This is a genomic window from Burkholderia seminalis DSM 23518 (genome assembly GCF_902832885.1).
Taxonomy (GTDB): Bacteria; Pseudomonadota; Gammaproteobacteria; order Burkholderiales; family Burkholderiaceae; genus Burkholderia; species Burkholderia seminalis.
In genome coordinates this window covers 120,362-140,069 of the sequence record NZ_CADFDK010000013.1, presented here as the reverse complement: position 1 = coordinate 140,069, position 19,708 = coordinate 120,362, and the positions used below count along the sequence as shown (strand labels likewise).

Below are 19,708 nucleotides of genomic sequence, written 5' to 3'. Positions count from 1 at the left end.
CATGTTGCCGACCGTGTCCCGCACGCCCGAATCGCGGCAGCCCGTCGCGCCTTTCGCCGAGCTTGCCGGCAAGCGGCACTACCGGCTCGGCCCGCTGCTTGGCGAAGGCGGCAACGGCGTGGTGTTTCGCGCGACCTGCGGCGAAACGGGGCAGGCGGTCGCGATCAAGCTGATGCGCGACGATGCCGCGCGGACCGCGTCGGAGCGCGCGCACCAGCGCGCGCGCTTTCGGCGCGAGACGAGCCTGTGCGAAGCGCTGCGGCACCCGAACATCGTGGCGCTGCTGGACCGGGGGGAAGCGCCGGACGGGCGGCTGTTCGCGGTATTCGAGCTGGTGCAGGGCCTGACGGTGCGCGACCGGCTCGCGGCGCAGGGGCCGCTGTCGGCCGTCGACACCGGGCGCCTGATGACGGAAGTGCTCGACGCGCTCGCGGCCGCGCATCGGCGCGGCATCGTGCATCGGGACCTGAAACCGCAGAACATCGTGATCGCGATCGCCGATGACGGGCCGCACGCGAAGCTCCTCGATTTCGGCATCGGCGCATTGCTGCCCGGCGCCGAAGACGTCGCGCGCCAGACCGCGACGCTGGCGACCGAGGTGCTCGGTTCGCCGTCGTATTGCGCGCCCGAGCAACTGCGCAACGAGCCGCCGACGCCGAGAAGCGACCTCTATGCATGGGGCCTGGTCGTGATCGAATGCCTGACGGGCAATGTCGTCATGCACGGCGCGAGCGTGGCCGACATTCTTTATCAGCAGCTCAGCCCGGTGGATGTCGCGCTCCCGCCGTCGATCGCGTCGCATCCGCTCGGCGCGGTGCTGCGGCGCGCGCTGAACAAGAATCCGGAGCAGCGCGCCGCGTCGGCCGACGAACTGGCGCGGCAGTTCCGCGCGCTGAACTTCGCGGCGCTCGTCGGCCAGTTCGACGCCGGCCGTGCAGGCCGGCAGCTGCGCCCGCACCCGTTCGCGCCGCGCGGCGACACGATCGCGGCGGCCGGCGAGTACCGGCAGGTCACCACGCTGTGCTGTTGCGTGGCGATTGCCGGGGAGGGCCGGCAACGCCACGCGGGAGCCGATCATGGCGACCTGCTCGACGGCTACGAGGAGCAATGGCTGACCAAGTGCGCCGACATCGCCATCGGCTACGGCGCGCACGCGGGCGGGCGGCTCGGCGATACGCTGCTGTTCCATTTCGGCTTGCAGGGCGACATCGACCGGCCCGCCCGCCGCGCGGCGCGCGCGGCGCTCGACATGGTGCGGGTGGCCGAGCGCGCGCGGCTGCCGGTACCGGCGACGGCCGGCGGCATCGGCGGCGGCGGCGACGGCTGGCGGGTCGAAGTGGCCGCCGCGATTCACGTCGGGCAGGTGCTCGCGCATGCATCGCACATGTCGGGCGTATCGACGCCCGCCGCGGCATCGCGATTGTTGAGGCTCGCCGGACCCGGGCAGATCCTGGTCAGCGACGATGCGCGGCTCGCGCTCGATCGGCATGCCGACCATCGGCCGACCGCGTTGCGGCTGGCGCGCGCGGGCCTCCTGCCGCAGCCGGTCCATGAATTGCTCGGCGAGCGCCGCGCCGATACGCCGTTCGATTCGCTCGACACCGGTGTGCGGGTACCGATGGTCGGCCGCACCCACGAGCTCGACGCGCTGTTGCGCCATTGGCAGGAGACGCTCGCGCGTTACCGTCGCGCGATGCGCGGCGAGCCTGCGCCGCACGGCGTGCCGCGGCTCGTCGTCGGTGAAGCGGGAATCGGCAAGTCGCGCCTCGTGCACGAGCTGTGCGAGGCCGTGCGGATCCAGGGCCACGCGTTCGCGCATTGCGGGTGCCTGCCGGAACGCGAGAATCATGCGTTGTTTCCGGTCCTGAGGTTCATCGGCGCGCATTGGCATATCGACGCCGACAGTCCGGCCGGCGGCGCGCTCGACGCGATCGACACGATGATCGCGCCGCTCGAGTGCGATCATGCGGCGGCCCGCGCCGCGCTCGCCACCTGGCTGGGGCTGCCGTGCGATGCGAAGGGGTTCCTGTGGTCGAGCGTACGCGAACGGCACGCGCTGTTCGACGTCCTCGAACAGTTGATCGTGTCGCTCGGCAACGGCGCGCCGGTGCTGCTCGTCGTCGAGGACGTCCAGTGGATCGACCGCGCGACCGAGGATTTTCTCGCCTACCTGCAGCGCTCGCCGCGCGCGGCGGCGCTCGCCGTCGTCTTCACGTCACGCCCCGAGAAGCTTGGCCGGTGGCGCGCCGCGACCGAGCGCCTGGTGCTGCGCCGCCTGCCGCGTGCCGACGCGCAGCGCCTGATGTCGGCGTACCTCGGGCAGGGCGTGCCCGATCCGGCCTGGCTCGACCCGCTTGCCCGCCGCACGGCCGGCATCCCGTTGTTCATCGAGGCCGTCGCGCGCGAGTTGACGACGAGCGGCGCGGACGGCGCGCTCGCGGGGCCGCGGGCAACGGATCCCTTTCCGCTTCCGCTGAGTCTCGGCGGCATGCTCGGTCTCGCGTTCGACCGGATCGACGATGCGCGCGACACCGCGCAGCTCGCCGCGACCATCGGGCTCGAGGTGGATGCGCAATTGCTCGCCGATGCATCGCCGCACGATCGGACCACGCTCGACGGGCATCTGCGGCTGCTGCTCGAAGAGCGGATCGTGTACGCGCAACATCGGCGCGATCGGGTGTTCTATGCATTCCGCCACGCGTTGATCCGCGACGCGGCCTATGAATCGATGCCGCCCGCCGTGCGGCGCGGCAACCATGCGCGGGTCGGCCGCGCATTGATCGCGGAAGCCGATCGGGGCGCCGGTGCGCACACGTTCGGTGTCGCCGGGCACTTCGCGCGCGCGGGTGCCCTGGCCGACGCGATCGCGCACGGCATCGACGCGGCGCGCCGTGCGCTCGAGGGCGCGCGGTACGACGACGCGATCCGCTACGGGCAAGCCGTGTTCGAATGGCTCGGCAATGCCGACTACGCGCAACGCGAACACGACAGCGCACGCATCCGCACGACGCTGACGCACGCGACGATGGCACGGTTCGGCTGGGCGGACCCGCAGGCGCGCGAGCATGCCGAGCTGCTGCTGCGGCAGGTGCGGACGCTCGACGACCCGGGGCTCGAGATCAGCGCGCTGTGGACCTTGTCGACCTACTACCACGTCGCGGGCGACCGTCCCACCGTGCGCGGGATCGGCTTGCGGCTCGACGCGCTCGCGACCGAGCGCGGCGATGCCGGCGTTCAGGTCGCGGCGGACGCGATGCGCGGCATGAGCCTGTGGGTCGACGGTCACTATGCGCGCGCCCGCGCCGCGTTCGAGGCGGTGCTCGCGGGCTACGACGTGCGGCGCGACGCGAACCACCGGTGCATCCTCGGGCTCGATACGCGTGCATGGACGATGGCGTCGCTCGCAAGCGTGCGCTGGTGCATGGACGACGATCCGCGTGCCGCGCTCGCGATGGCGCACGACGCGGTGTATTGCGCGACCTGCCTCGACCATTTGCCGACGCTCGGCGTCACGATGATGTACCTCGCGCGCACGTACCAGCTTGCGGGCGATCGCGATGCGGCGCTCGCGCTGTCGGACGCGATTCTGCGCCTGTCGGAGATTCACCGGCTGCGCGCGGTCGAGCACTACGCGGCGATCATTCGCGCGTGGGCGACCGGGGATCGCGCGGGTGTCGTCGAGCATCTCGACGCGCAGCGGCAATCGGGCGGGCGGCTCGGGCTGACCTACTACGCGTCGCTGCTGGCGGAACTGGATGCCGCGCGCGGCGAGTACGGCGCCGCGCTTGCCCGGATCGACGAATGCCTCGCACGGTGCGAATCGACCGGGGAGCGCTATTACGAAGCGCAACTGCTGATGAAGAAATGCGAATACTTGCGCCTGGCCGATCCGCGATGCGGCGGCGTGGCCGCGCTGGACGCGTGCCGGCGCGCAGTCGAAATTGCAACAGCGGCGGGCATGGGCCGCGTCGCCAGGCTCGCCGGAACGCTGTTGCAGTCGTTGCCGTAAGTGGTTCCATTCGTCCATCAGGAGAACAGAGAGATGAGCAAGGATCTTCGACTACCGACGTACGAGCAGTTTCTGGAATACCGCGCAACCGTCATCCGGGCGATCGCGCTGGCGTGGCATTCGCCGGCGTTTCTCGACGAACTCGAGGCCGACCCGATCGAGGCGCTGCGCGAGCATTTCGACTATCACTTTCCGTTCCGGCTCGACCTGAAGGTGCAGCCGAAATCGTCCGAGTGGACGCCGACCGTCAACGGCGACTGGACGGCCGGCCGGAGAAACAAGCTCACGCTGTACCTGCCGCCCGCGCCGGCGGACAAAGCGCAATTCGCGCAGGCGCTGGCCGCCTACAACGCGAACCACATCACCATCATGGAATGACCGCGGGGAAACCGACATGGCCAACAACAACGCGAATCCGACGCTCGAATCGATGCTGGAGTTCCAGAAGGTCTATCTGCGCGCGATCGCGCTCTCGTGGCGGGATCCGGAATTCAAGGACGAGCTGCTGGAGCGGCCGCTGGAGACGCTCGCGAAATACTTCGGTTACCAGTGTCCGTGGATCGTCGACATCGAGGTCGTCAAGACCCATGGCGATCATGGCTGGAAGAGCCATGCCAACGGCGGCGGGAGCTGGCACCTGCCGCGCAACGTGATGACGGTCGGCATACCGGAGCAGCCGTTGGGCCTCGACGAGGAGGCCGTTGCGCTCGCGGCCTACTGCGACGCCGGGCCGAGTTACCTGTTCACCTGCTGCTGACGCGGCGCGGCCGCGCCGTGTACCGTCGCGCGGCCCCGGCGCCGCGCGACGTTCGTTTACCCGCCGCATGGAACCCGACGATGCTCGACGACCCTTCGCGCGTGTTGCGCTTCAAGCCGCATTTGCTCGTGCTCGATGCCGGGCCCGAGACCTTGTTCGTCGTCGACGAATTCAAGCGCGTGATGCTGTCCGGCGCGATTTTCGTGCGGATCGCGGCGTGCCTGCGGGCGCGGATGACGATCGCGGAGACCGTGACGTCGCTTGCCGGTGCGTTCGGCGAATGGGACGTGCTCGCGCGTCTCGATCAACTGGTGCGTCGCGGGTACGTGCGCGCGGACCTGCCGCACGACGACGATGCGGCGCGCGGCTTCTTCGAGCGTGCGGGGCTCGACGGCGACGCGGCTTGCGCGCACGTCGCGCAACTGCGTGTCGCGATCGAGCGGTTCGGTGTCGACGATACGGCGCTCGGGCGCGCGCTCGACGCAGCCGGCATCGACGTCGTGACGGAGGCCGGGCTGACCGTCGCGATCGCCGATACGCACGATCGCGACGATCTCGCCGCGTGCGCCGCCCGCGTCGCGGCGCGCGGCGGGGCGTTGCTCGTCGTGACGACGGGCGGCGTGCAGACGCTGATCGGACCGTTGCTGGCCGGCGGCGACGCGCTCGCCGACGCGCCGTGCATCGAATGCGTGCGCTACTGGATTCGCATCAACCGGCCCGTCGAAGCGCTGCTCGCGCGCCATCACGGCCGCGACGCGGCGCGTCTGCCGCCGGCGGCGTCGCGTGCGGCGGCCTTTGCCGCGGCGGCGCTCGTGGCGGCGACAGTCGAGCAGATCGCCGTCAACCCCGCGGCGTCGGCACGGGCGCAGACCCATATCGTGGCGCAGCGCATCGACACGCTGGCCGCCGAGCGTCACCGCGTGCTGAAACGTCCGCAATGCCCGTGCTGCGGCAATCCCGGGTGGATGCGCGAACAGGCGGCGCGCGCGCCGCGTCTCGCCGATCATGAACCGCTGGCGCGCGCCGACGGCGGCTACCGCATCGCCGATCCGCAGCAGGTGTTCGCGCGTCATGCCCATCTGGTCTCGCCGGTCAGCGGCGCGATCGCTTACCTGCATCCGATGCCGAAGCGGCACGCGGGCCTGCGCAAGGTCTACGCGTCGGGCTTTCTCGTGTGCCCGGCGGCCGTGCCGGGCAGCAACCGCTTCGACAGGATCTGCGCCGGCAAGGGCCGTACCGACGATCAGGCCCGCGCGAGCGCGCTGTGCGAGGCGCTCGAGCGATTCAGCAGCGTGTACCAGGGGGACGAGGCGACGCTGACGGGAAGCCTCGAAAGCCTGCTCGCCGATCCCGCATGCGACGCCGCCCCGATCCACGTGAACGCCCTTCAGCAGTTCAGCGAACGGCAATTCGACGCGCGCGACGCGATCAACGCGTTGACCCGCGATGTCCGGAAACAGGTGCCGCCGCGCTTCACGGCGCACGACGTCATCGACTGGACGCCGGCCTGGTCGCTCGTGACCGGCCGGCGCCACCTCGTGCCGCTGAGCTACTGCTATGCGGAAACGCCGGACAGCGCGCGGGCGCCGGCCGCGTGCGTGCATAACCCCAACGGCTGCGCGGCGGGCTCGAGCCTCGACGAGGCGATCCTGCAAGGCATGCTCGAATTGATCGAGCGCGATGCGGTCGCGATCTGGTGGTACAACCGGATCGCGCGGCCCGGCATCGAATTGTCGAGTTTCGATGATCCGTATTTCGACGCGCTCGTGCGCGAATACGCGACGCTCGGATGGCGTTTGTGGGCGCTCGACATCACCGCCGACCTCGGGGTGCCGACCGTGGCCGCGCTCGCGGAAAATCCGCAGGACGGGCGCTTCTCGATCGGCTTCGGCTGCCATCCGGACGGCGCCATCGCAGTGAACCGGGCGCTGACCGAAGTCAACCAGTTGCTCGATGTCGCCGCGGATGCGCCGGACCCGTGGGATCGCGGCAAGCTGGCGGACACCGGATTCCTGTATCCGGCGGCCGATTTGCCCCGCACGAGCCGCTCGACGTGGCAGCCGACCGGCGCCGCGTCGCTGCCGGCTGCGATCGCGCAGGGTGTCGGGCGCATCGCGGCGGCCGGCATGGACGTGCTCGTCGTCGACAAGACGCGACCCGACCTCGGCCTGTCCGTCGTGCAGGTGATCGCGCCGGGGCTGTGCCATTTCTGGCCGCGCTTCGGCGCGCAACGGCTCTATTCGGTTCCCGTTCGACTGGGTTGGCGGGGCCAGCCGAGCCGCGAGACGGAGTTGAACGAGGCGCTGCTGTTTCTCTGACGGGCCGGTCGCCGCGGCACGACGGCTCGCCACCGCGTCGACCGCGGCCGCGCGGCGGCCTCGGCCCGCCGGGCCGGATGCCGCCGCGCGCGGTCGCTTTCATGCCGTCGCGCTGCCCGATCGTGCTGCGACGACCGGCCGGCGTCACGCCAGCGCCTGGGCGGGCAGGCGCCGCGCGACGGCCTCGTCGGATTTCAGCGACGCGGCCAGATGCAGCGCGGTCGTCGTCATGCCGCCCAGGCCGACGATCACGAGCAGCGCGAGGAGCGAGATGCCCTCGGTCGCGGCGACCACCGCCTTGACGCCCAGGAAGCGGAACACCTGACCGGTGATCGTGTCGACGAACGCCTCCGCCGCTTCGACGCCATCCAGTTCCTCGCCGCTCTTCACGGCCCACACGATCGTCAGGGCCAGCCGCGCGCAGCCCCACAGATTCACCGTGACCTGATCCACTTCCGCGGGGATCTTGTACTTCTTGCCGGCGATCTTGAGCGCCGCGGCCCGTCCGTACCCGACGACGGTGTTCAACAGCCAGAGCAGGTTGTTGAGCCCCTTGCCGTCGTTGCACGAGAAGCCGCCCGCGTCGCTCGCGATCATCCACGGCACGCTGAAGAACGCGGAGCCGAAGCCCATGAACAGCGAGCCGGTGCCGATCGCCTCGACCTCGACCTCCTCGGTCTGCAGCGCGATCTCGATGGTGTCGAGAATGGTCGCGGCAAAGATGCAGACCGACGCCGATACGCCGAAGAAGACCGCGATGGCCGATTTCTGCTCGGCGCTGACCATCAGCGAAACCTCGGACTTCGGCGCGATTCCGCTCTGCTCGGCGAGCCACTGCGCGGTGAACGACGACTTGAAGCGGGTGACGCTCGCGGCGTCGGGGAACGGCGCTTCATGCTTCACGAGCTTGTACAGCAACGTGCCGGGGATGGCGACGACGTACGAGAACAGGTCGCGCACCTTGAAGCTCAGCGACGAGCCGGTGATCAGCTTGTAAAGCTGCGACACGAACGGGATTTCCCATTCGGTGTCGAACAGGTCCTTGACCGCGCCGATCACGTCGGCGACCAGGTCGAGAATCGTCAGGACCAGGCCCTTGGCCGCGCTCAACGCGAACTGGGTGACGGCCTCCATCACCTTGACGGTGCCGGCGAACAGCAGGTCGAGCACGCGATCGGGCGTGCGGCCGATCTGTTCGAAGTAGGCGGCGGCGTCGTGGAACGCGTTCTTGCCCTGGCCGAACTCGAAGTTGTCGGCGACTGCCTTCAGCTTTTCGCACAGGCCCTGGAGCGGATCGGCGGCGACGGCCAGCGCATCGCCACGGGACAACACGCGCGTCGATTTGTAGTTATCCGAAAAGGCGTTGAGCAGCACGTTGTGGCTGGTCGACTCGCCGATGCGCGGGTCCGGGCGATCGACGTCGTCCGCGTACTGGCCGATCCCGAGCTTCGGGTCGAGTTGCGCGAGGAACGTGTTGACGGCCTTGTCGATCTCCGTCTGCAGGTGGTCGAAACCGGCCGCCACCTGGCCTTTCACCGCCTCGACCGCCAGGAGCAGGTAGTCGAAGGTCGCGTCGAACGTATGGCGGGTGGCCTCCGCCGATCGCTTGATGTCGCCCCACGCGAAGAAGAAGGCCAGCCACTCGTACAGTTCCTTGAAGAACACCTTGAGCTTGTTCCAGATGCCCTCGACGATGTCGAACGCCTGCTGGAAGAGCTTGATGGTCTTGTCGATCAGGTACGTCACGCCGTCGATGAGGAAGTTGAAGACGACCTTGATCTCGTTGACGAGGCGCGTGACCGGATCGACGATGGTCGTCACGACGAATTCCTTCAGGCCGTCGATGATGCGGCCGACGCCGTTCTTGATCGCGTTCCAGATGTCGCCCCAGTCGATGCCGAGAAAGCCGGCATTCGCCAGGGTTTCGTCGCCGGACGACGCGAGCGCGCGGGAGCGCAACAGGTAGGCGCCGGCCTGGTCCGCGGTCAGGTCGTCGTAGTGCACGCCGGTATCGGTGAACGACACCCGCCAGTGCTGGGCGGGCATGTCTTCCGGCACGAGCGCGAACGGGTCGGCCGTGCCACGCGTCGTATGCCGCAGCCCGACGAGCGAGCGGTTGGCGCCGAGGTAGCGCAGGCTCCGGGCCGACGCGTTGGCCGGCATGCCGAACGACATCGACTGGCGCATGATCTTCGCCACGTTCTCGGCGTTTTCGCGGGTCCGGAAATCCCCGGCCAGCAGGTAGGCGCCGGAGGCGGTCTTCGCGTTCCAGACGGCGTCGGTGTCGACCGCGTGCATCTTCTCCTGCAGCGCGCCGTTCGGCTCCACGGTGACGCCTTCGCCCGGCTGCATGAACTGCGTGCGGACGTGGTAGCTGGGGCTCGCGAGGCTGTTGGTGAAGCGCTCGATCACCACCTTGCCGCCGCCGCCCGACAGCACCGGGATCGTGTAGTCCGGGCTCGCCTGGTAGTAGAGGCCGTTGATGCGCAGCGGCACCATCGACGCGGCATCGATCTGCACCCGGGCGTTGACGGCAAGCTGGCCGGCGTCGTCCAGCACCGTGATCTCGGTGGCATGGGTCGGCACCGACGTCATCTCGCCCGTGCCCTGCAGGCGGATTTCCTCGTTGGTCCACTGGGTCGTCTTCGGGTCCTGCCAGAAGCGGTACAGCCTGCTGTCCGACGACACGGAATACGCTTCCGAGTAGCCGGCGGCGTTGCGGCCGACGGTGAATTTCGTGTTGGGCACCGGGTTGCCGAGTTCGAACAGGCTCGACCAGCTCACCTTGTTGAGCCCGCTGCTGATCTGCCGCGTATGGTAGAGCCGCTGATCCTTGCCGATCGCGAAGACCTCGAGCAGGCCGCCTGCGTTGATGACCGCCCGCAGGCCCGTGACCGGCGCCGCGTTGCTGACCAGCACCCAGTCGTCGAACTGGATGCCCGACGTGCTGTATTTCTTCTCGCGCTTTTGCCAGATGCCGAAGTCGGTATCGACGATGAAGATGTTCAGGCGCTTCTCCTGGTCGGCCACGACGGCGAGGTCGATCGCCTTCTTGTAGCCGAGCGTCGTGAAGTAGGAGAAGCGGAAGTCGCTCTGCGCGAACAGCACGGCGTTGTCCGGACCGATGGCGAACAGCGACTGCTGCACCGGATCGTTCGCGCACATTGCGATGCGCTTGACCGTGGCGTTGTCCGGGCTGCCCTGGCTCTTGCGGATCGGTACCCAGTCGGTCGACCCCCAGGTGCCGTCCGGCCGCAGATAGCTGCTGCCGACTTCGTCGTTGTCGAGCACGACGTTGACGTAGACGTTGCCGAAATTCCGGGTCGACAGCATCTGCTTGAGCGGGCGTTTCGCGCCGGCGGGCTGGCAGTCGGCCTGCGCGTAGCGGCCGTCCTGCCATCGGCTCAGCGTCAGCTTGCCGCTGGCGCCGATGCCGAGGAGATTCGGATTGTCGTAGTCGTTGCTGCGCGCGAGACAGGGGCTGATCTGGCTCGCGGTGACGCCGAGGTCGGTTTCGGTCCAGCCGGTGTCCGACTGGTTGTCCGCGCGGATCCGGTAGACCTTCTGCGCGGTGCCGGACGAATAGATATCGAGGCGCCCGGCGGCATTGAGGAACGTCGAGATGTCGCTCGCGCCGGTGACCGGGCGGATGATCTCGTAGCTTTCCATCAGACGGGTGCTGACCTGCAGGCCCGATTTCGGATCGGGTGCGTTGCCGTAGAGCGAAGCGGACAGCGACGGTGGGACGGTATGAACGCCAGGCATGGGATCTCTCCAGTGAAAGGGTGGGCGGTGACGGCTAGGGCGTGTCGCGCGTGAGCGTGCGCGCCGTTTGCAACAGGGGCGCTGTCCAGCGCCAGTGCATGTCGGTGGACGAGCAGACCGTGGCCTGCGCGCCGGCGTGGGGGCCGAGCATCCCGGCCAGCTGCGCGGCCGCGCGCGCGAAACCGGTGACGCCGTGCCGGGCGCCGCGGCGCAGCGCATGCACGAGTTCCCACAGGTCGGGGTAAAAGGCGGTCAGCCGCGCGCGATGCGCGGGGTTCTCCGCGACGAACGCGATGGCGTCCAGCACGGTGTCGCGCGCCGCGCGGCAGGCGGCGTGGCCGGCGCCGCCCAGCGAGGTCAGCGCCGTCGCGACGTTCGCGTTCACGCATGCATCCACCGGATTGGGGGCCGCACGGCGGTCGAGCCAGGTCCGGCACGCCCCTTGCGCGATCCACGGATCGGCGGACTCCGGGCGGTAGTGCAGCCGCCACGGATGCAGCACACGCTCCAGCGCGTCGCAGGCCTCGGCCGCGGTGCGCCGTCCGAAGCGGGCAAGCAGCGTCAGCGCGAGCGCGGTATCGTCGGCATCCGCGGGCAGGTCGACGCCCAGCCAGGACGGCATCCGGCCGGGCGGATAGAAACGGAACGCGCCCGGGCAGGTGAGCGAGGCGCAGCTTTCGAGGAAGTCGAGGCCGCGGGCGATCGCGCGATCGGCCGTCCCGGCCGGCAGGCGCGCAAGCGCGTCGAGGACCAGGGCCGTGACGAAGGCGTTCTCGTCCGCGTAGCGCCGGTCGCCGACGGTCACGCGCGACGGGAACGCGCCGCCGGGCGCCTGCGCGGAGAGGAGCGCATCGAGCGCGTGGACCGGGGCGCGGCTCGCGCGGGCGGGCAACGCGGCGCTCATGACGACGTCTCGGGATGGTCCGGCGTCAGTCCGATGGCCACGGTCGCCGGCTGGTCCGATGCCACGACGATGCCGAACATCCCGTGCCGGGTCACGAAGCCGCTCGCGCCGGCCAGCGGTTCGCTGAGCGCGCGATAGAAGTGCGTGTCCCATCCGCGGGCGGCGGCCACGCGCAGCACCGTTTCGCGGATGCGGCCGTCGCCGCCGAACAGGTCGTTGGCGACCGCATACAGCGTGAACGTCGACGCGCCGTCCGGGCCGGCACCGATGCTGACGCCGAAATCGGCCGCCGGCAGCGCGGCCTCGATCGCGCTGCAGCAGGCATCCTGCAGCAGGCCGAGCACTTCGTCTGCGCGGTGCTCGAGTCGTGCCGCCGCCATCAGCAGCGGCACGTCCGCGCGGAACAGCCGGCGCGTGCGGAGGTAGAGCTCGGCGCGCCGGCCCGCCGGTTGCCAGCCGGCCATGACGGGCCACGCGCCGCGCCGGACGATGCCCGACAGGTCGCCGAGATGGCGGGTGCCCCAGGCCAGCGCGTGCTCGGCGCCGCGCCCGGGCACCTCCGCATAGAGCTTGAAGCGGGGCTTGCCGTCGCCGTGCCGGCCGCCGATCCATGCGCCGTAGGCGAGCGCCGCGTTGTCCTGGAACGACGCGATCGCCGCGAGGTCCGCGGGTTCGATCGACTCGTCCGACAGCGCGGCGATCGCGGCACCCGCGCGACTCAACCGGCGCGCGGGCGGCGTGTCGGGGCCGGCGGGCTCCACGGTATAGCGCAGTTCCGGGCGGCCGAACGCGATGGAGATTTCCACCGGAAAGCCGCTGCGTCCCAGTTTGCTGTCGTTCCAGGCGGCGGGTTCCGCCGGCGAACGGTCGCGCAGCAGGTGCCGCAGCGCGGCGTCCGGCGCGGGCGCCGCGGCCTGGCGTGCGGGCGTCCCGTGCGAGGACGCCAGCGCCAGCGCTCGCTGCACTGCCGGGTGGAGTTCGGCCATGGGCATGGTGGGCGTTCGTGCGTGAAGGCCGCGCTCAGGACAGCGTCGGCGGCAGCGACAGGCGCGGGTTGTCGCTGGACGTCGGTGCCTTGTGCTGTGGCGACGTGCCGTCGGCCGGATAGTAGGTCGCCGACCATCGGAACGACGGGCCGTAGGTTCCCGATGGCGGCAGGTAGGCCCACCACGCATCGGCGCTGTTGCGGTCGAACGAGATCGTCTGTTCGTTTTCACGTGCGGCATCGCTGCCGGTCCACAGGCTCGCTTCCACGCGCACGTAGCGCTCCCAGGAGACGGACTGCGCCGATACCTGGACCGTCGCGAGCGCGATCTCCGGCCCGGCGGGCGTCAGCTCGAATGGCGATCGGGTCAGCGCGATCGGCTTCGGCCTGCCGCCGCCGTCGGGCGTTGCCGTGCCCGCGAAGCTCAGCACGACCCGCTCCGGCTCGACCGCGGCGACGCGCGTTTCCCAGGTCGGCGCGCTCGGGGTGAGGTTGATCTGCGGCAGGCCGGTCTGGAGTTGCCAGCCGGAGCCCAGTTCGAGCGTCTGGACCGACGTGAGGCGCATCGCGCTGTAGAGCGGCGGCGTGGTCAGCATGCCGGGCGCAAAGACGCGCACCAGCCGCGTGCTGAGCGGATAGGGCACCTCGAAGCGGCCCTGCGGCACGGCCTCGCCCTCGAGGTTCGTCGATCCGCTGGACAGCACATAGGTCAGGCCGGCCACCAGCGGCCGCGCACGATCGTAGTCCTGGCCGGGGCGCAGCAGGACCGACCGTTGCGCGCGGGACAACTCGGCCGTCTTGGGTTGGTTGTCGTACTGCCAGGTCAGCGTCACTTTCTCGACCACGTCGAAGTCGATGGCGTCGCTGGCCAGCAGGATGCGGCCGAAATCGTCGAGCACGATCGACCGCGCGCCGTCGCTCGCGCGGGCCGGCGCGGTCCACGCAGGCGTGCCGTCGGTATAGGTGACCGTCCAGTCGTAGACGAACCATGCCTGTTCCGGCGGCGCGAACGGCAGCGAGAGCGTCACGCTCGGGTGCGTCTTGGCGAGTTCTGCAGTCCTGACCACGCCGTCGTAGCCGGTCACGCGCAACGCGACGGCAGCCACCGCGAATGCGTCGACGTCGGCGGCGGCGATCGAGAAGCGAACGTCGGCCGGCGGCGCGGGGATGATGGCGATGCCTTGCGTGGCCACGCCCGTGCCGGATCGCCGGGTGCCGTCCGTCATCGCGTAGTCGGCGGCCCATTCGACGATGCCCGGGCCGGGCAGCGCGAAGCACCACGCATACGGCCGCTCGCGGGTGAAGGTGTGGGACTGTCCCCCGACGGCGACCTGTACCGAGGACACGGCCGTCCAGTCGAGCGCGTCGAGCAGCGCCGTGACGGAGACGGGTTCGGCGGCGCCGCCGATCGTGGCCTCGGTGCCGACGAAGGGGACCGGAGCGCGCGCGACCTGTTCGCCGGCCTCGTAATCGAGCACCGAGGCGTAGAACGCCTGTCCCGTGTCGGCCGCGGCCACGTCGATCTGCCACGTGCGCCGCGGCGTGTCGGTGTCGAGGACGAGCGTCGCTTGCTGGTAAGCGTTGCGTACCGGATCCTTGAACTCGAGCAGCAGCGTCGCCCGCCGGGGGGCGGGAGGCGATGCGGGGCCGGATTCGGTCGCCAGCTTGACGGTGTAGGTGAGCGTTGTCATGGTCGCGCGCTTGGGTCGGTCGGGAGGGCGGTCAGACCAGGTCGGTCTCGTCGGCCTTGTCGGTCTCGTCGAGGTCGCGGGTCAGGACGTCGCTTGCCGGCAGCCGTACCGAATAGACCGGCTTCGTCCCGCCCTTGGTATCGTGGGGCAGCACCAGCGTGTTGTTGTCGTAACTGCCCTGCGGCCCTTCGACGCCGCGGTTGGTCCCGGCTTCGAAGTAGGTCGTCGCGTACTGGAATTCCGTCGACGCATCGACTTCGCGCGCGAACGTGTAGTAGTAGGGCGACGGGAGGATCGTGGTGCCGTTCGACAGCGTCGTGGGCTTGAAGATGCAGGAGTCGATGTCGGTCTTGCCCGACCCCGACGCGCGGTACATCTGGACTTCGACCTGGATGTACGTCTTCCAGTCGACCAGCGACGGATCGAACGTCACCGTGAAGGGCAACTGGACCGGGAACACGTCCAGTGCGAACGACGGCGTGTTGCCGTAGCGCACCTTGCGGACCGCGACGGATTTGCGCGTGTTGTTCTTGTCGCGGTAATAGACCGTGCCGTCGACCTGGACGGTCGAGGTGCTGCGCTTGACGGCCTGGTATTCCCACGTGCCGGTGTAGTAGTCCTCGATCCCCAGTTCGTGGAACTTGTGCGTCTGGCGATCCGGGCTGTCCGGCTGGTCGGTGTAGCCGGTCGTCAGCGAGACGCCGGTGATCGCCGGCAGCGCGATACTGCCCCCCGGAATCGTGTCGTTCATGACGGTGACCGTGAAGTCGGCGGGCGCGATCATGCTGTAGACGGTCAGGGTCTGGCTGTTCACCACCGGGTACACCGACTGTGGCTGGTTGACGATGATGTCGCCGTTCGTCAGCACGTAGGTGACCGCATAGCTGTAGTTCGCGCCGCTCGGCTGATAGCTGTGGCTGCGGAACTGCACGGCCTGGGCGTTCTTGGTGACCTTGCGCTGATCGACGAACAGCTTGGAGCCGGCGGTCGGCAGGTACGTGAAGTCGATCAGCACGAAGTCGACGTTGTTGCCCGGTTTTTCCGATGCGAATGCGATGTTCGAGCAGATGAACTCGGCTTGCTGGTAGCCGAGGTCGGTGTTGGAAATCTGGAGCTGGTCGCTGCTGCTCTTGAATGTCGGCGACGTGAAGGCATCGCCGTCTTCGGGCTCGACCTGGTACCAGTACGTGTATTCCGATACGAATTGCTTGTTCGCGCCGAAGAAACCGTTGGATTCGTAATGCCAGGTATTGGCCGTGTCGGCGGTGAATGCGTTGGATTCCGGCTGGCCCTTGCCCGGATAGTCAATCGTCACGGTGACCTTCCTGATGCCCGCGTTCTTCAGGTCGGCCGACATCGTCACGGACACATCCAGCGTGCGGTTGTCGACCGTCTTGTCCAGCCGGCTCCAGACCGTCTTGTCGAAGGTCGGCAGGAAGCCCTGCGGCATGATCGTCCAGTCGATGACCTCGTTTTCCTGGTAGACGCGCTGGAACGAGCCGATCGAGTTGATGCTGAAATCGTCGGCCGCGCTCGCGCCGAGGCGGCGCGCGACATCGTCGGCGGCGGCCTGGACCAGCCCCTCGAGCGTCGTGAACGCCCAGTCGTGGACGCGTTGCCGGAACTCGTCCGACGGCTGGACCGACCACGCCAGGTCGACCTTGCCGGAATCGGACTTCTGCATGTATTCGCGGATCGTGGTGCGCCGTCCGGTCTCGCTGCCCCAGACGTTGCGGTCGATGTGGACGGTCTTCTGGTAGCTGGCGGCGATCGCGCAGTCGTAGGTCACGGTGGCCTTGACGGCCGGCAGCTGGCTCAGCGTCGTGGCGACATACTGGATCGACCAGGTCGACAGGCCGACGCCCGAGTCGAAGATGTCGCGAATCGCCTTGACGTCGGCGGCGGTCTTCAGGTCGATGATGAACGTCGCCGCGTTGCTGCCGAAATTGGACGGCGTGACGTTGAGCTGCGTATCGGGCGCCGTGGACGGAAGCGTCAGCGTCAGGAACGCCTGGGCGTCGTTCCACACGAACTGGCCGAATTCGATGCCTTGGCCCAGGACGTTCTTCACGGCCTGGTAGGCCTCCGGGTCGATCACGAGTTCGGCCGTAAACGTCACCGTGCCGGCCGAGCCGCTGTTCGTCCTGAACTCGGTCAGCGCGAACGCCGGAAGGGTGATGCCGTCGACGGTCTGGGTGGCGAGCTGGGGTTTCGGCACGATGTACCAGAGATTCGTGTTCGCGAAATCGCGATAGACGGTGACGCTCTTCCTGTCGTTGTCGTACTTGATGACTCGGGAGTCCTGAATATTGATCATTTCCATCTCCAGTTGAGAACGTGTGGTGTTTCATGCGAGTCCGGCGGAAATTCGCGCGCGGTGCGGCCCGAATCCCCGCCCCCGGACCGAGGGCCGGGTCGAGGTGCGGGGTTTCCGAACCGCGTTACGCCGGACATGTGCCGGTTCAAGGTCAAACGCTCACGGACCCTTCGGGCGGGCTTCCCGTATCGATGCGCCGAAGGTACAGGTGGAAATTAGGCAGTCTGGTGCGACGGTGCAATTACAGGCAATTACACCCGGCGCGATGGCGTGAGACCGATCGGTGCCGGGCGAGGAACGTGGGCCGCGGGCGGCCGCCTGGTTGGCGCCGGGAACGAACCGGAAGGGGCGCGCCGGGTGGCGCGCGGATCGTTTGTCGACCCCCGGGCCGAACGGGGCACGATTTTCCCGGTCAAGCGGTCGCGACCGGTAAAACTTGATCGGTAAATGTCCGGACGCGCAGTGAATTATTTTCCGGCTATAGTGAAACCACTGAGGGTAGACGCGGCGCCTTTTGCCGATGCCGTTCAGGTCACGACTGTAGACGGGTGCTGTATGAAAAATAAAACCGACAAGATCACCGGACCGATCTGGGGCGTAGCAGCAGGATTGCTTCTTGCTGGGGCAGGATTGAGTCTGGGCATTCTCCCGGCGTCGCTGCGCGGCGCGGGAAGCGCAAACGACTTCATGGCGTCCGGCATCGCGATGCTCGGCATCTTTCTCGTCGTTTATTCCACGCACGAATTGCGAAGACAGCGCACGCACTGAGCGTTCGCGCGCCGCCGATCCACGAACGACGACCCGAGCGGGGCGACCGCACGCTCGCGCGCGGTGCGCTTACGCCTTGCGGATTTCGTGGTTGTAGACGAGTTCGACGATTCGCTTCGTCGGAATACTGGCGCGCAGCCCGTCGACACCGTCGATCGGAAACCACTTGCATTTCTCGATCTCGTTGCTCGCTTGCGGCGTCTGGTCCGGGCCGACTTCCGCAAAGAACACGTGATGGATCTTCGCGAGCCCGGTGAACTGCATCGAATACGTCAGGTCCTGGCCGGTCATGCCGGTTTCTTCGCACAGCTCGCGATGCGCGGCCTCGAGCGGCGTTTCCCCGCGTTTGATGGTGCCGCCGGGCAAGGCCCAGCGCGACGCCGTGCGCGCGACGAGCAGCACGCGCGCGTTGCGGTAGCAGACGATGGTCGCGCGTTCCTTGACCTGGACGGTCGTTGCCGCGGGGGCGTTGTTGGGGGCGGGGACTTGGGGCATATCGTGATTCTAACCAGCACGAATCGATCGACCAAGGTGGCCTGACCGGGTTTGACTTTTGATTGTCCTGGCCGGCGCGCCCAGGCGCCGTCGGGGCCATGCCGCGCCGGCTACCCGGCTGCGGCTCAAGCATCGGGTGCCGCGCGTGCTGCAACCGGCCAGGCCGCAAGTCATCCTGACCGGTTCCACGTCAGCGCTTCGGCAGAGCGGGCGGCCGGACGTCGCGTTCGGCGCGTCGAGGTTCGCGCGCAGCGGCGCCGCCTGTCAGGCACGCCGCGTCGCCCTGCGGCGCGTCCGGTCATTTCTTTTCCGGCAGGAACCAGTTCATCACGAGCGCGCAGATGCCGCCCGTCGCCACACCCGATTCCAGCACGTTCTTCAGCGCGTGCGGCAGGCTGTTGAGGATGTCCGGCACCTGCGACACGCCGAGGCCGAGCGCCAGCGACACCGCGATGATCAGCAGCGCGCGACGATCGAGCTGGACACCCGCGAGGATGTTGATGCCCGAGGCGGCCACCGCGCCGAACATCACCATCGCCGCACCGCCGAGCACGGGCTCCGGCACGGCCTGCAGCACGCCGGCGACGACCGGGAACAGGCCGAGCACCACGAGCATCCCCGCGATCCAGATGCCGACGTGGCGGCTCGCGACGCCGGTGATCTGGATCACGCCGTTGTTCTGCGCGAACACCGAGCTCGGGAACGTGTTGAACACGCCGGCCAGCAGCGAGTTCGCGCCGTTGACGAGCACGCCGCCCTTGATGCGCTGCATCCACACCGGGCCTTCGATGGGCTCGTTCGAGATCTTGCTGGTGGCCGTGACGTCGCCGATCGCCTCGAGCGACGTGACGAGATAGATGATCAGCATCGGCACGAACAGCGACCACGAGAAGCCGATGCCGAAGTGCAGCGGCGTCGGCACCTGGAACAGCGCGGCCTGGTGCATGCCCGTGAAGTCGAGGCGGCCGAGGAACGCGGCCGCGAGGTAGCCGATCACGAGCGCGATGACGAGCGCGGTACTGCGTACCCAGACGACCGGCACGCGGTTCAGCAGGATGATCGTGCCGAGCACGAGCCCCGACAGTGTCAGGTTCTCCGCGCTCGCGAACGTGCCCTTGGCCATCGCGCCGTAGCCGCCGCCCATGCTGATGAGGCCGACCTTGATCAGCGTGAGGCCGATCAGCAGCACGACGATGCCGGTGACGAGCGGCGTGATCAGGCGCTTCACGAACGGCAGGATGCGCGACACGCCCATCTCGACGAACGAACCGGCGATCACGACGCCGAAGATCGCGGCCATCACGGTCTCGACCGGCGTGCCTTGCTTGACCATCAGGCTGCCGCCCGCGATCAGCGGGCCGACGAAGTTGAAACTGGTGCCCTGGACGATCAGCAGGCCGGCGCCCAGCGGGCCGAAGCGCTTGCACTGGACGAAGGTGGCGATGCCGGAAATCACCAGCGACATCGACACGATCAGGGTCGTATCGCGGCTGGGCACGCCGAGCGCCTGGCAGATCAGCAGGCCGGGCGTGACGATCGGCACGATGATCGCCAGCAGGTGCTGTAGCGCGGCGACGAACGCGACCATCGGCGCCGGCCGGTCGTTCGGGCCGTAAACGAGGTCGCGGGCCGCATCGGCGGCGTCGGCGCCGTGGGCGACGGGTTGGGCGGAGGAGGCGGGTTGCATGGCGAGCGGGCC

The 19,708-nt window shown here is 68.6% G+C and carries 12 protein-coding genes; 5 read left to right on the top strand and 7 right to left on the bottom strand.

Features of this window, described 5'->3' with window-relative positions:
* The first annotated feature begins 1 nt into the window (after position 1).
* The 4 genes from HWX00_RS29750 (at position 2) to HWX00_RS29735 (ending at position 7,084) form a co-directional block, all read left to right on the top strand.
* Positions 2-4,009 (top strand): TOMM system kinase/cyclase fusion protein, encoded by a 4,008-nt coding sequence (locus tag HWX00_RS29750; protein ID WP_175028756.1) that lies wholly within the window; start codon positions 2-4, stop codon positions 4,007-4,009.
* 33 nt (positions 4,010-4,042) lie between these two features.
* Positions 4,043-4,387, top strand: coding sequence for a BMA_0021/BMA_0022 family TOMM bacteriocin (locus HWX00_RS29745; RefSeq protein ID WP_049029779.1), 345 nt, complete (start codon positions 4,043-4,045; stop codon positions 4,385-4,387).
* A 16-nt stretch (positions 4,388-4,403) separates the two neighbouring features.
* Positions 4,404-4,766, top strand: a complete 363-nt coding sequence (locus tag HWX00_RS29740; protein ID WP_175028757.1) for a BMA_0021/BMA_0022 family TOMM bacteriocin — start codon at positions 4,404-4,406, stop codon at positions 4,764-4,766.
* Positions 4,767-4,846: 80 nt separating this feature from the next.
* Positions 4,847-7,084, top strand: a complete 2,238-nt coding sequence (locus tag HWX00_RS29735; protein WP_175028758.1) for a TOMM precursor leader peptide-binding protein — start codon at positions 4,847-4,849, stop codon at positions 7,082-7,084.
* A 144-nt stretch (positions 7,085-7,228) separates the two neighbouring features.
* Here HWX00_RS29735 and HWX00_RS29730 read toward each other — a convergent pair whose 3' ends face one another.
* Genes HWX00_RS29730 through HWX00_RS29710 form a run of 5 tightly spaced genes read right to left on the bottom strand, consistent with a single transcriptional unit; the run spans position 7,229 to position 16,746 of the window.
* A complete protein-coding gene (locus tag HWX00_RS29730) occupies positions 7,229-10,849 on the bottom strand; it encodes a DUF8189 domain-containing protein (RefSeq protein ID WP_175028868.1) in 3,621 nt (1,206 codons plus the stop codon).
* A gap of 34 nt (positions 10,850-10,883) precedes the next feature.
* Entirely contained in the window at positions 10,884-11,753 is an 870-nt protein-coding gene (locus HWX00_RS29725) for a prenyltransferase/squalene oxidase repeat-containing protein (protein ID WP_175028869.1), read from the bottom strand.
* Positions 11,750-12,745 carry a hypothetical protein gene (locus tag HWX00_RS29720; RefSeq protein ID WP_124609796.1) on the bottom strand — a complete coding sequence of 332 codons (996 nt, stop codon included), beginning with the start codon at positions 12,743-12,745 and terminating at the stop codon, positions 11,750-11,752. Before HWX00_RS29720 ends, HWX00_RS29725 begins: the two co-directional genes overlap by 4 nt.
* 28 nt (positions 12,746-12,773) lie before the next feature.
* Positions 12,774-14,429, bottom strand: a complete 1,656-nt coding sequence (locus HWX00_RS29715) for a hypothetical protein (RefSeq protein ID WP_034185849.1) — start codon at positions 14,427-14,429, stop codon at positions 12,774-12,776.
* Between the two features lie 31 nt (positions 14,430-14,460).
* The gene (locus HWX00_RS29710; protein WP_175028870.1) at positions 14,461-16,746 is read right to left on the bottom strand and encodes a hypothetical protein; all 2,286 of its coding nucleotides are present in this window, start codon (positions 16,744-16,746) and stop codon (positions 14,461-14,463) included.
* Positions 16,747-17,301: 555 nt separating this feature from the next.
* On the opposite strand from HWX00_RS29710, the gene HWX00_RS29705 reads away from it, so the two are divergent.
* On the top strand, positions 17,302-17,514 hold the full coding sequence (locus tag HWX00_RS29705; RefSeq protein ID WP_034185851.1) for a hypothetical protein: 213 nt from the start codon (positions 17,302-17,304) through the stop codon (positions 17,512-17,514).
* 69 nt (positions 17,515-17,583) lie between these two features.
* On the opposite strand, the gene HWX00_RS29700 is transcribed toward HWX00_RS29705, so the two are convergent.
* Both HWX00_RS29700 and HWX00_RS29695 read right to left on the bottom strand, forming a co-directional pair.
* Positions 17,584-18,009 (bottom strand): NUDIX hydrolase, encoded by a 426-nt coding sequence (locus HWX00_RS29700; protein ID WP_175028871.1) that lies wholly within the window; start codon positions 18,007-18,009, stop codon positions 17,584-17,586.
* Between the two features lie 298 nt (positions 18,010-18,307).
* Positions 18,308-19,696, bottom strand: a complete 1,389-nt coding sequence (locus tag HWX00_RS29695; protein WP_175028872.1) for a nucleobase:cation symporter-2 family protein — start codon at positions 19,694-19,696, stop codon at positions 18,308-18,310.
* Positions 19,697-19,708: the final 12 nt, after the last annotated feature.

Excerpts from the sequence above, each read along its gene's own strand:
- HWX00_RS29750 (WP_175028756.1), top strand. The coding sequence starts at position 2 with ATGTTGCCGACCGTGTCCCGCACGCCCGAATCGCGGCAGCCCGTCGCG.
- HWX00_RS29745 (WP_049029779.1), top strand. The coding sequence starts at position 4,043 with ATGAGCAAGGATCTTCGACTACCGACGTACGAGCAGTTTCTGGAATAC.
- HWX00_RS29740 (WP_175028757.1), top strand. The coding sequence starts at position 4,404 with ATGGCCAACAACAACGCGAATCCGACGCTCGAATCGATGCTGGAGTTC.
- HWX00_RS29735 (WP_175028758.1), top strand. The coding sequence starts at position 4,847 with ATGCTCGACGACCCTTCGCGCGTGTTGCGCTTCAAGCCGCATTTGCTC.
- HWX00_RS29730 (WP_175028868.1), bottom strand. The coding sequence starts at position 10,849 with ATGCCTGGCGTTCATACCGTCCCACCGTCGCTGTCCGCTTCGCTCTAC.
- HWX00_RS29725 (WP_175028869.1), bottom strand. The coding sequence starts at position 11,753 with ATGAGCGCCGCGTTGCCCGCCCGCGCGAGCCGCGCCCCGGTCCACGCG.
- HWX00_RS29720 (WP_124609796.1), bottom strand. The coding sequence starts at position 12,745 with ATGCCCATGGCCGAACTCCACCCGGCAGTGCAGCGAGCGCTGGCGCTG.
- HWX00_RS29715 (WP_034185849.1), bottom strand. The coding sequence starts at position 14,429 with ATGACAACGCTCACCTACACCGTCAAGCTGGCGACCGAATCCGGCCCC.
- HWX00_RS29710 (WP_175028870.1), bottom strand. The coding sequence starts at position 16,746 with ATGATCAATATTCAGGACTCCCGAGTCATCAAGTACGACAACGACAGG.
- HWX00_RS29705 (WP_034185851.1), top strand. The coding sequence starts at position 17,302 with ATGAAAAATAAAACCGACAAGATCACCGGACCGATCTGGGGCGTAGCA.
- HWX00_RS29700 (WP_175028871.1), bottom strand. The coding sequence starts at position 18,009 with ATGCCCCAAGTCCCCGCCCCCAACAACGCCCCCGCGGCAACGACCGTC.
- HWX00_RS29695 (WP_175028872.1), bottom strand. The coding sequence starts at position 19,696 with ATGCAACCCGCCTCCTCCGCCCAACCCGTCGCCCACGGCGCCGACGCC.